The sequence below is a fragment of the Paenibacillus ottowii genome (assembly GCF_050516475.1).
GTDB classification, from domain to species: domain Bacteria; phylum Bacillota; class Bacilli; order Paenibacillales; family Paenibacillaceae; genus Paenibacillus; species Paenibacillus ottowii.
In genome coordinates this window covers 4,035,841-4,047,624 of the sequence record NZ_CP191577.1, presented here as the reverse complement: position 1 = coordinate 4,047,624, position 11,784 = coordinate 4,035,841, and the positions used below count along the sequence as shown (strand labels likewise).

The 11,784-nt window shown below is 43.5% G+C and carries 12 protein-coding genes; 9 read left to right on the top strand and 3 right to left on the bottom strand.

All coding sequences use genetic code 11. From position 1 onward, the window contains the following. Positions 1-159: 159 nt before the first annotated feature. A complete protein-coding gene (locus tag ACQQ6X_RS18830) occupies positions 160-549 on the top strand; it encodes a hypothetical protein (RefSeq protein WP_305166548.1) in 390 nt (129 codons plus the stop codon). A gap of 940 nt (positions 550-1,489) precedes the next feature. Further along, complete coding sequence (locus ACQQ6X_RS18825) at positions 1,490-1,852, top strand: YmaF family protein (RefSeq protein WP_305166547.1); 363 nt, start codon at positions 1,490-1,492, stop codon at positions 1,850-1,852. Positions 1,853-2,082: 230 nt separating this feature from the next. Here the strand turns inward: ACQQ6X_RS18825 and ACQQ6X_RS18820 are convergent, their stop codons facing one another. Both ACQQ6X_RS18820 and ACQQ6X_RS18815 read right to left on the bottom strand, forming a co-directional pair. Next, positions 2,083-2,922 carry a manganese catalase family protein gene (locus ACQQ6X_RS18820; protein WP_149036008.1) on the bottom strand — a complete coding sequence of 280 codons (840 nt, stop codon included), beginning with the start codon at positions 2,920-2,922 and terminating at the stop codon, positions 2,083-2,085. A 451-nt stretch (positions 2,923-3,373) separates the two neighbouring features. Beyond that, positions 3,374-4,438, bottom strand: coding sequence for an HD-GYP domain-containing protein (locus ACQQ6X_RS18815; protein ID WP_305166546.1), 1,065 nt, complete (start codon positions 4,436-4,438; stop codon positions 3,374-3,376). A 273-nt stretch (positions 4,439-4,711) separates the two neighbouring features. Between ACQQ6X_RS18815 and ACQQ6X_RS18810 the strand changes: the two genes are divergently transcribed. The 7 genes from ACQQ6X_RS18810 to ACQQ6X_RS18780 all read left to right on the top strand — a co-directional run bounded on the left by ACQQ6X_RS18810 (position 4,712) and on the right by ACQQ6X_RS18780 (position 11,489). Next, the gene (locus tag ACQQ6X_RS18810) at positions 4,712-6,166 is read left to right on the top strand and encodes a bifunctional metallophosphatase/5'-nucleotidase (protein WP_305166545.1); all 1,455 of its coding nucleotides are present in this window, start codon (positions 4,712-4,714) and stop codon (positions 6,164-6,166) included. After that, positions 6,120-7,280 carry an HD-GYP domain-containing protein gene (locus ACQQ6X_RS18805; RefSeq protein WP_305166544.1) on the top strand — a complete coding sequence of 387 codons (1,161 nt, stop codon included), beginning with the start codon at positions 6,120-6,122 and terminating at the stop codon, positions 7,278-7,280. Before ACQQ6X_RS18810 ends, ACQQ6X_RS18805 begins: the two co-directional genes overlap by 47 nt. A gap of 97 nt (positions 7,281-7,377) precedes the next feature. Next, positions 7,378-8,508 (top strand): radical SAM/CxCxxxxC motif protein YfkAB, encoded by a 1,131-nt coding sequence (yfkAB, locus tag ACQQ6X_RS18800; RefSeq protein WP_305166543.1) that lies wholly within the window; start codon positions 7,378-7,380, stop codon positions 8,506-8,508. Between the two features lie 106 nt (positions 8,509-8,614). After that, complete coding sequence (locus ACQQ6X_RS18795) at positions 8,615-9,973, top strand: hemolysin family protein (protein WP_305166542.1); 1,359 nt, start codon at positions 8,615-8,617, stop codon at positions 9,971-9,973. 201 nt (positions 9,974-10,174) lie between these two features. Then, a complete protein-coding gene (locus ACQQ6X_RS18790) occupies positions 10,175-10,399 on the top strand; it encodes a spore coat associated protein CotJA (RefSeq protein WP_063213143.1) in 225 nt (74 codons plus the stop codon). A gap of 1 nt (position 10,400) precedes the next feature. Then, positions 10,401-10,886 carry a spore coat protein CotJB gene (locus ACQQ6X_RS18785; protein ID WP_305166541.1) on the top strand — a complete coding sequence of 162 codons (486 nt, stop codon included), beginning with the start codon at positions 10,401-10,403 and terminating at the stop codon, positions 10,884-10,886. A gap of 33 nt (positions 10,887-10,919) precedes the next feature. Then, complete coding sequence (locus ACQQ6X_RS18780; RefSeq protein WP_126666898.1) at positions 10,920-11,489, top strand: manganese catalase family protein; 570 nt, start codon at positions 10,920-10,922, stop codon at positions 11,487-11,489. Between the two features lie 56 nt (positions 11,490-11,545). Here the strand turns inward: ACQQ6X_RS18780 and ACQQ6X_RS18775 are convergent. Next, positions 11,546-11,784: UTRA domain-containing protein (locus ACQQ6X_RS18775; RefSeq protein ID WP_430493480.1), on the bottom strand; the 239-nt coding region annotated here is incomplete at its 5' end.

Below are 11,784 nucleotides of genomic sequence, written 5' to 3'. Positions count from 1 at the left end.
GTATAATTTTAAACAAATGTTTACTGGGAACAACAAACTCGGTTGGGCTGCAGCAAACCTAACAAATTTAATGGAATCATGGGGAACATTAAATGAGTATACGTCTTATGTAACAGTAACTGATACGAGAAAAGCCTGGAAGTGAGGTGTGAATTGTAGATGAAGCGTAGATATATCTTTATTTTGATCTTGATCTCTCTACTAGTTATAATTACTACTCTAATTTTCTTGGTGAATTCTGGGGATGATACGAAGTATAAATACCCATCAGGCAAAGATACCGTAGAATATTTTGGTGACGGGACTTTTCAAATTTTTAGAGGGGGGCCGGACGACCCTTTAATACTTTATAATCATCTTGCTGCTCCAACGGAAAATACTGTTGATAATATTGTGTCATATAAGATAAAAAACAATATCGTATATGTGGTTGGTGAAAATAGCTTCATTAAGCTGGATTCAAGTACCAACACATACAAGCAAAAGAAACGGATTTCCGACTTTACTTCCGAAGATAGAGAAATATTTAATGAATTAATGGAAAAATAAAAATAAAGCCTCCAGACTTACCTAGAGCCTTTTTGTGGTGTAATCTGGATTGTACGACAAAACGGCTATAAAGGGCGAGTGATGCATAGATGCATATTGAATTTATTACATTTGATTCTATTGATAAATTACGAGCCACTTGTTATGAGTATAATTATAAAAAATATGAAAGTGTGCAGCGTGACAGGCGTATATGTAAGAATTTCAACGGAAGATCAGACGTGCAAGATCATCTGGAAAGATCATCGTTTGAAATTGCTGACCAATGATGATGTTACAAAATACTTGATAATGATTTTTAGGCAATTTCTTAGAGACATTCTTAGTAAAACAATAATGGCTACTGGAGTATGAAAACAGCTTATTTCTAGAGTCAGGTGATCAATATTGAAAGGAGGTTATTTTAACCGCCCCTATGGCTTCGGAAAGTAATTTGCGTAAATACATAGTAGAAATGACTAAAGGCCAACGAGCTGCTTTGGATCTGGATGGGAAAAGAAAGGGTGAATGTTAATCGTCAAAAAACACTATATATAATAGTAGAAAAAATTAAGCTTTCAGTAAAATGTGATACCACGCATGATACCGAAAGCTTTTTAGTTTAATGAGAATCGTTTAAATAACTGTGAGTAGAGATGCTTAAACCACGTAATCAAACGGTTAACCGCTCCGCTTGCGCTTAATCCAAATCGAAATGGAAGGTAGTATCGGTTAAAACGCGGTAACTCTTGGTGAGACAAGATACTTGCGATAATTAAAGCTGTTAAATCGGAGTCATGCTGATTCTGTGCCGACTCGGATTTCCTTTTAGGGTAGAAGGTGAACTTTTTAAGTTCGTCTTCTTTTATTTTTTCTGTGACCGCAGATAGTTGCCTAGCACTTATGTATGTTTGCTTAATAGGATGTTGTGAGACACAAACATAAGGAGGCATACCAACAGATGCAGAAGAATAAAACTGGAGTGAAAAAGAAAACCCTCTCTTCTAAACAGACACAGAGGCATGTACACGAATTTGAAGGGAGTACGAAACTGGCTGAAGAAGGCGCAGACCGACATAACCACCGCTTTGCAGGTGTTACTGGGCAAGCGATTCGAGTTGGAAGAAGTCATATCCATGAAATTGATCTTACAAAAACTGATTTTCTGAACCACTTTCATAATCTGAAAAAAATTAGAACTGGACCAGCTATTCCAGTCGGAAATGGAAAACACGTACATTTTGTTACAGGTCAAACTACATTAAATGATGGTCATGTGCACCAGTTTAATTTCGCAACACTGATTCAGGCACCTCTTGTTTAATGAGTGGTGGTTGGATTAAACCAAAAAGCTCTGCTAACCATAATGGGTCGGCAGGGCTTTTTGCTCTTACATTGATATTGTAACTTCTTGATTTATGACTAGCTATGATTTAATGCCTTATGATAAGCCGCCTGGTTCCGATTGTAAGTATATATTTGTGTTTCATCTTTTTTGAGTTAGTGTCACCAATAAGCAAGCTTTAATGTTGGAAATACTCGTCTGTCACTTTTTTACTTATCTGAAGTTTTATGGTCTAAGTCATGATGCAACTCGGTTGCCGGTGTTTTAGCACTATAAATTTGACCTTTAGCAACGGGGTTAGAGATGTATACATAGTTTCCGGTTCCATCCGGTGCACTTCCTGTTGCCCACAGGCCTTCACTGGATTCTTCGCCTTCAGACAAGTTCCAAAACTCGTATGCTTCAGGCTGAGATTCCTGCTCAGCTTCAGGCGGAAAAGAAGCCGGTACTACAACACCATTTTTTTCTTCTAATTCTTGGATGGCTGCCATCCATTGATACTGATGGTAACGGTCACGTGCTAGCATTTTCCGTAGTGTAGCCCTAACGCTTTCATCTTGCGTCATATGATATAGTCTTGCTACCTGCAATCGACCTTGACTCTCTGCATGCAAATTGGACCGCATATCTGCCAAAAGATTGCCGCTTGCAACAATGTAGGAACCGTTCCATGGAACTCCAGTTGAACTAGTAGGCAATCCGCCAAGACCGCTCACCAGTAAATGCTGCGGGTTAATTCCTCCCATAATGGCCGCTGTAACAGGGTCTTTCGCAGCTTGTTCCTGATCTTCTGGTTTAGCTCCATCAAGCAATTGACTAATTAAAGCACACAGCATCTCCACATGTCCTATTTCCTCTGTTCCAATATCCATTAACATATCTTTATATTTTTCATCACCACGACAGTTAAACCCTTGAAACAAATATTGCATCATCACGGTCATTTCTCCAAATTGGCCCCCCAAAACTTCTTGTACCTGTCGTGCAAATAGAGGGTCAGGTCGCTCTACTTTCACTTCGAACTGCAACTCTTTTTGATGTCTAAACATAATTAGCCCTCCTATAGGTTAAAAGCAGTTTAGTGAATCCAAACTATATTAACCTGTTCAAGATGCTATAAAACGAGGATCTGCCGCACAACAAATACACTAATACTAGACTGACGAGAGCCTTCATATTTAATCTTCCGTTTCTTCGGTTCGTATAAAAATAAAAGAGGGGAGCATATGGTTCTCTTCAAAATAAAGGAGGCTTAAGCATTGTATTGTTTGGAGGAATATTCAATGGGCAAACTCCAAGCAGAAACGGTGGGGATTTGAGTGTTACTGACCCTCCGGAATATTGATCGTAATTAGGCTAATGTCCGTAACACAAAAAAGGCTGTCCTTTGTAGGAAAAACCTACGGATTAAGGACAGCCTCTTTACATTTGTGTAGCCTGTGCTTCGATAAAACATTTCGCACAAACAAAGTAACGCCGGGTGGCAGTGTTAGTGGCAGATTAGGATTCCAGATAAATTTCATCAATGGATACATGACGTTCCTTGGCCAAATCGATATATTCATGATCGTTAATTCTTACTAAGGGTCTGAAGTAATCCACAGGATTATTCAGAATAATTGTTCCTGTCTGGCCTGTATTCAATAGAACCTGCTTATTAATGAAATTCGGAAGCATATGTCTGATGAATACTTGGGTAGTTTCTGGATTCAGATGTCCAAAGCTCATGCTGTGCAGTTCACGTAATACGGTGAGTAACTCCTGTTTTGTCTGATACACACGATTGGAAATCATCGCACTGTATACGTCGGCAACAGCCGTTATGCTGGCAAAAGGATGAATCTCTTCCTTGAACAGTCCATGGGGGTATCCGCTTCCGTCTTCGCGTTCGTGATGCTGCAAGGCGACAATTGCTGAAATTTCATCGCTGGTTGAATTGCGAATAATATCATAGCCAAACTGAGAATGTTTCTTCATCTCATGAAATTCTTCGGGTGTCAGTTTATCCGGTTTGTTCAAAATTTCATCCGGGATCATGGACTTGCCTATATCGTGTAAATATCCAGCTTTACCAGCAGCATATGCCTCTTCCTCTGTATATCCAAGCCATGTGGCAATGTAATATGACAGTATACCTACTTGGAGAGAATGATTATAGGTATAGTGATCTCCCCGTTCCATAATTAACAGCAGAGATACGACATCTTTTTGGCGAGCCAGCTCTGAAACGAGAGGGCCGAACAGCTCATCAACCCGATGTTCATCAAATTTTCCAGTTGAGGAAGCATTGAGGAACATGTTTTCAAAGCCACTGATCGTTTGCTCCATGAGGGGAACGGCGCGTTTGAGGGACTCGGGGGAAGCTGGAACATCGGGGGCAAAGCCAACCGGAATGCTTGCAGAACCAGCATCAATGTCAATATAATCAACACCGTGCATAATGAGCTTGGAAATATCGTCTTGCTGAAGCTCGGTACCCTGTATCATGACAGGTACACCGTGCCCATTATATGTATCGGATTTGAGGCGATCTCCCGGCTTGGCATCGGTAACGTGAACTCTCATGCGCTAACCTCCTTATTGTCGTAAATTTGTCGAAAATACGAAACAAACCTAATATATCAAGAATTATATGGGATGACAACGACTAATTTACTATTATTCCAAGCTGTAAAATAGGTCCCAAGGACCCGTCTCTTCTGAGTTACATATTGAAGGCAAATGTCTATGATTTCACTATCTATGTCCACCTCATAAGTACCATATTGCTAAATAACATGGTATGCTTAAACATTAGAAGCTCCAAAGTCGATATATAAAATATAGAGGAGGGCGGTTATGGAGATGACGACACGGCAAACGTTGACCATTTTGCATACCAATGATATCCATAGTCATTTTGGCAGTATGCCTTCGATAGCCGCGATGATCAATGAACGAAGAGCTGCATTAGGGGATGCTCTACTTGTGCTGGACATAGGAGACCACATGGATCGGATGGCCCCCGAGACGGAAGGAACGCTTGGCGGGGCAAATGTGGATGTGATAAATCTGACAGGATACGATGCAATTACGATCGGTAACAACGAGGGACTGACTTTTACCCCGGATATGATTGAGCAGGCTTATGCGGGGATCCATTGTCCAGTCGTATGTGGCAATATTACAGAGCGTGCTACGGGAATGATTCCTTCGTGGATGAAGGAATCCCTTATTTTGAACAAAGCAGGGATCAAGATCGGTTTACTCGGTGTGACAGCACCTTTTGCAGAGTTTTACCAATTGTTGGGCTGGGATGTGCTTGATCCATTCGAGGTACTGGGGAAGCAGATCGCAGCACTCAAAAAGCAGGTGGATGTAGTAGTCGTGATGTCTCACCTGGGGTTACCCTCTGATAAGCAACTAGCGTCTCAGTTTCCTGAAATTGACGTGATCCTTGGCGGTCACACCCACCATGTGCTGGAGGAACCGCTGCGGATCGGGAACAGTGTTTTGTGTGGGGCGGGTAAGTTCGGAACGTTGCTTGGAGAAGTGACACTAACTCGTAACGATAGTCTTGAACCGTTTCGAGTTACCTCAGGCGGGGTAGTTCCTGTGGATCAGACGCTGCTGGACGAAAAAGTGGCATCGGCCATTATGTTGCATCGAAAACATGCAGAACGGGCCATGGAGAGCACAGTGGCAGTAACGGATCGGGAACTGGCGATCGCCTATAATCAGGAGTCCCCTTTCGGGAATTTGCTGGCACAATCGGTGTCCCATTTTACAGGAACCAAAATTGCGCTCGTCAATGCAGGCCAACTGCTCGGACCATTGCCTCAAGGAGATATCAGCAAAGGAATACTGCATGCCTTATGCCCATCGCCGATTAATCCCTGTGTGATGAAGTTGCGGGGAAGAGACATTCGGTTGGCACTGGAGCAGTCCCTGCTGCCTGAATTTACAGACAAGCCCATGACAGGCTTTGGCTTCAGGGGTAAAGTGCTTGGTACGATGTGTGTGGAAGGATTGACCATTCAGTATGATCCGGATCGTGCTCCTTATGCAAAAGTGATGGACATTCGTGTAGCAGGTCAATCCTTGGAAGATGATGAGGAATACACAGTGGGCACGTTGGATATGTTCACTTTCAAAGCAGGCTATAAGGTGCTGGCGAACGGAACAGATCTCCGATTTATGCTTCCAGAATTTTTACGGGATTTGGTTGAAATGGAGTTGAAGCGTCCGGGCGCGACGGAAGAATGTTTTGCAGCTAGGTGGCTTCAGGTATCAAAACAATCGGGAGAGGATTAAGCTGCGACTGGTACCTGTTACATTATTGAGAGCCGGCATGAAGCTGGGCAAAAAAATATACAATGAAAATGGAATGGTGCTGCTCTCGGAAGGTGTTGAGCTTACTTCACGATTGATTGAACGTCTAGGCCAAGTCGGAATTGGATATGTATACATTGAGGATGCTGTGACAGAAGATATTGTCATTCCTGAGATGATCCATGAACAGACAAGGGCCATGGCGCTACAAGAAATCAAAAAGCAGTTCCAGGGTTTGTCATCCTACTCCGTAGAGCATAAGCACAAATATTTTGGCAAGTCATTTTATAAGGTAATGGAATCCATTCTGGACGATATTGGAGGCCGTCAGGATGCCGTCATTATGTTAATGGATATTGGGGCCGCGGATCAGGATCTGTATCATCATTCTTTGAACGTATGCTTGTATTCACTAGTCCTGGGGATATCCAATGGCTACGATAATAACCAGCTCATGGAGTTAGGAATAGGTTCATTACTGCACGATATCGGTAAAATGAAGATTTCACCTCAAGTGCTCTATAAGCCGGGCAAATTGACGGACGAGGAATATGAGCATATGAAAACACACACAGTGATTGGTTATAAGCTCCTTAAAGACGAACCTGGGATTCCCTTGTTGTCGGCTCATTGTGCATTACAGCATCATGAACGTATTGACGGCAGTGGATATCCGCACGGTTGGAAAAAGGATCAAATTCACGAATATGCAAAATGGATCGGTCTGGCGGACTCGTATGATGCCATGACAGCGAGTCGGATTTACAAGCAGGCTTTGTTACCTTATGAAGCGATGGAGGTGCTATACGCAGGGGCAGGAACGTTGTATGAGCAACGGATGCTGGAAGCCTTTCGTGACTGTGTAGCTATTTACCCTCTAGGGCTGTCTGTGGTGCTCAACACGGGAGAAGAGGGAGTCGTAGTGCGTATACATCCCAAAATCCCGCAAAGGCCTGTCATTCGTATTGTTAGAGACCGGGATGGGCAGGAACTGAAGGCTCCTTATGATGTGGATTTGTCTGTATCCCTTTCCGTAATGATTACAAACACATTGGGCGCTGCTACCGGTCCTTTCGGTGGAGTACACGTAGATTAGCAGATGATGCGGAAGAAAGCATGCAGACACTTTACTCATCATGATATGATAATTATATGTCTTTTAAGGTTAATAACAGAAATAAGGTGAAAACATAATGACAGTTCTGCAAAATAACACGCTGCCCCAAATATCGCCAACGTATGATCCGTGGGACCCGATTGTCTCACTGCGTACACATGGCCGTCATTTGCTTACCAGTGTGGAAATGACCGTAACACATTTATGTAATATGCGCTGTGAGCATTGCGCTGTCGGCGACATGCTGGTTATGAAGGAGGCTCCTTTCCTTCCTTTAGACCTAATGCTGAAGCGGCTGGATGAAGTTGAGCATCTGGAGACCATTAGTATTACAGGCGGAGAGCCTGCTTTGCTGGATAAAACAGTGGACGAAGTGATCGTTCCGCTGTTGAAATATGCCAAGGAGCGCGGTATTCGTTCGCAAATCAACTCCAACCTGACATTGGATATCCGTCGATATGAGAAGATGCTTCCGTATCTGGATGTCATGCATATTTCGTTTAATTATTTGAATGCGGACGATTTTTATGAAGTTGGATTTGCCAATACCAGACGTCCGACCCCACGCGCGGGTGCTGTTCGCTTGTATGAAACAATGATCGAGAATGCACGCAGATTGAGCGAAATGGGCATGTTCATTTCAGCCGAGTCCATGATTAATTATCGGACACACACGAAGCTGGAGGGCATTCATCAGTTGATTAACGAAATGGGATGCCGACGGCATGAGGTTCATCCAATGTACGCATCGAATTTTGCCTCTGCGTTGCCTGTACTTTCTCTTGATGATATGCGGAAATCGATTGATAAGCTGCTGGATGTACGAAATCAGGACATGTGGATGTTGTTTGGTACATTGCCATTCTTTGCTTGTTCGGAGCGTGAGGAAGATCGCAAATTGCTTCGCCGTTTGAGACAGGAGCCGAATATTACGGTGCGTAACGATCCGGACGGAAGAAACCGCGTAAATGTGAATATGTTCACGGGGAGTGTATATGTAACGGATTTTGCAGACATTCCAGCTTTCGGAAACATTCAGGAAAACAGTCTGGAGAATATCTTCGGTGAATGGCTGAATGAGCATCCGTTGAATCAGACCGTGAACTGTCATTGTGATGCGGCTGCGTGTTGCGGACCAAATCTACTCGTAGCAGATATGTATTACAAGGGTGTAGATTTTAAATCAAGAAAAGCATTACAATTATAAGCATTTTTACATGATTCCAATTACAGTTTCCAATCATAAATACAGAATTGAAAAGCTTGCAAGTCGAATGATGCAAAATGCTAACTAAAGAAATGGGGAGTTCGTATTGGATGGTCATACCGAGTTTCATTGGGGATTGCTAGGGGTGAATCTCTTTTTGGTACTGCTGCTTGTCTTTCTAAACGGTGTTTTTGTGGCCGCAGAGTTTTCGCTGGTCAAAATGCGCCAATCCCGATTGACGCAGCTCCAAAGTGAGGGTCATCGCCTGGCAGGCTATGCGTTGAAGGTGAACCAAAAGTTGGATGCTTATCTGTCTGCCACCCAATTGGGCATTACGCTGGCTTCATTGGGGTTAGGTTGGATTGGTGAGCCAGCAGTATCCGGCTACCTGATAGAGCCACTCATGCACAAACTCGGTGTAACTGACGGTACACTGATTACAACGGTATCCGTTGTCGTCGGATTTTGCGTCATTACTTTTTTGCATATTGTATTGGGTGAGCTGGCTCCCAAGTCTTTGGCGATTCAAAAGACAGAAGGTGTGGCGTTAGTTTTATCGGCGCCCTTGCTGCTGTTTTATAAGGTCTTTCTGCCTGTAATCTGGGTGTTGAATGCTGCCGCAAACATGCTGTTACGGGCATTCGGCATTCAGCCGGCGAGTGAAGCTGAAGCGGCACATTCGGAGGAAGAAATCCGGATATTGATGAATCAGAGCGCCAAAAGCGGTGTAATCGATAAGGATGAAATCAAGCTGATGGATAATATCTTTGATTTTTCCGACTTGCTTGCCCGTGAGATCATGTTGCCGCGTACGGATATGGATTGCTTGTACACGAATTTGTCGTTTAAGGAAAATCTGAAGATTATCAGTGACACCAAGCATTCCCGTTATCCGGTAGCGGTGGAGGATAAAGATCAGATCATCGGTTTTGTTCATATTACAGATCTTCTGTTAGCCGAGCAGGGCGAGCAACTGGATCTGGCCTCGGTGGTGCGTCCTATTCTGAATGTGCCGGAGTCGATGGAAGTAAGCCATGTGCTGCGTCTTATGCAGAAAAAACATTCCCAAATGACTCTCGTGGTGGATGAATACGGCGGGACAGCCGGTCTGCTAACAGCGGAGGAAATTCTGGAGGAAATCGTCGGGGATCTCTATGATGAGTTTGAGGATGAACGTCCAAGCGTGGAAATGAAGGAAGATTTCATCTCTGTGGACGGTCGTATGCTCATTGAGGATGTGAATGATTTGACTGGAGTGAACATTGAGGACGACGAGGTGGATTCCATCGGAGGTTGGCTGTTCAAGGAATTGGAAGGCAGTCCGGTGAAAGGGAAGAAAATAGAGTTCTATAATCTGACCTTTGAAGTGGAGGAAGCAACAAGGCTTCGCATTATGAGAGTGAAAATTCACCGCAAACCTGAGCTGGTCAATGAAGATGAGCTTTCTAGCGATGAGGAATTCTGATCCACAGAGAACAACATGATCAGTTCAGATATGTAATTATATAGAGTGCTGAAGAAAGAGCCTTTAAATCCACGTTACCGTGGTTTTGAAGGCTCTTTTTGAGTTTTATTTCTTTGAACAAATTTTTCTGTTCGAGACTTGGGCGATGCGGCATATGTTGAATAGTAAAGCAGATGGATCAATTAAAGGAGGTCCCGGCCCGTGAAATTTCCACAGCAAGGTGAGTATGCCCCGTTTGTCGGCCCGTTCGATCCGTGTCCGCCCATTCTATGCAAGACTTATGTGCTTCCGCCAAACTTGTTTATACAATTTCAGCCCCCTGGTCTACCGCAATTCAGCCCAGAAGAGGCGCTGACGAAAGGAACGCTATGGCCATTGCTTTATAGTCCTTATGAGCCTAGGAGAAACCAGGGGGGAGGCGAATAACATGGAGAATCCAAATCAAGGTCAGTCCCCAAATCAATTTCAACAGCAAATTCAGTATGAGAGTGGACATCAACAGCCTAGTCAACCTCAAAGCCCCTATTCAAATTCGTATCAATACCAGAACCAGAACGAGTATCAATATCAAAACCAGTATCAAAACCAGTATCAAAGTCAAGCTCAGGACTATAGTCAGCCCAGAATCCCGGTCCAAGGCTATACTTCTCAAACCAAGCCAGTTGATGCCCAGTTTTATGCGCTATTGGAGAAGCTCCAAGCGGTGGATTTTGTGTTGGTAGAGCTGAATTTGTATTTGAATACTCACCCGGATGATTTGCAGGCTATCGAACAGTTCAACAAGCTGACACAGGAAAGAACGGCAATTGCTAATGAGTACCAACTCCTATATGGACCTTTGCAAAATTTTGGCCGTGCCTATTCTAAGTATCCTTGGGAGTGGAGCCAAGCGCCTTGGCCGTGGCAGGTATAAGCAGGTACAACCATTAATAAAGGAGGAACATGAATGTGGGTATATGAGAAAAAGCTGCAATATCCTGTACGTGTCAGCAAATGCGACCCTCACATGGCCAAGTTGCTTATGGAGCAGTACGGGGGAGCGGATGGAGAGCTCGCAGCAGCTTTGCGTTACCTGAATCAGCGGTATACCATCCCGGATAAAGTGATCGGTGTACTAAATGACATCGGGACGGAAGAATTTGCCCACCTCGAGATGATTGCAACGATGATTTACAAGCTGACGAAGGATGCGAGTGTGGAGCAATTAAAAGCAGCTGGTCTGGGTGAGCATTATGCGGCACATGATCGTGCGTTATTTTATGAAAACGCGGCGGGGGTTCCTTTTACCGCGACCTATATTCAAGCCAAAGGCGATCCCATCGCGGATTTATATGAGGATATTGCGGCAGAGGAAAAGGCGCGAGCTACATACCAGTGGCTGATTGATTTGACAGATGATGTGGATTTGCAGGATAGTTTAAAGTTTCTGCGTGAACGTGAGATCATTCATTCGCTGCGTTTCCGTGAGTCAGTAGAAATTTTGAAGGGGGAAAGAGACCGGAAGAAAGTATTTTAAGGGAATTTAGCAGGGAGGGCCATCTGCAAATGCAGGTGGCCTTTCTGTTCGTAATCTTAAACAATCAACTCGAACCTATCCCCTAATATCAACTGCTTGGAACGATGGATTTTTTGGCCGTCTGGATTACAAACGGTGCTTTTAATACACAGCAGAGGATAGCCTTCCTCAATATTTAAATAGGTGGCTACATCAAAAGAGGCAAATTCCATAACTATATATTTTCTTGATATTCCAAATGTAATCTTATGTTTATTTTTTAAAATATCATAAAGAGATTTATTATTTAAATCCT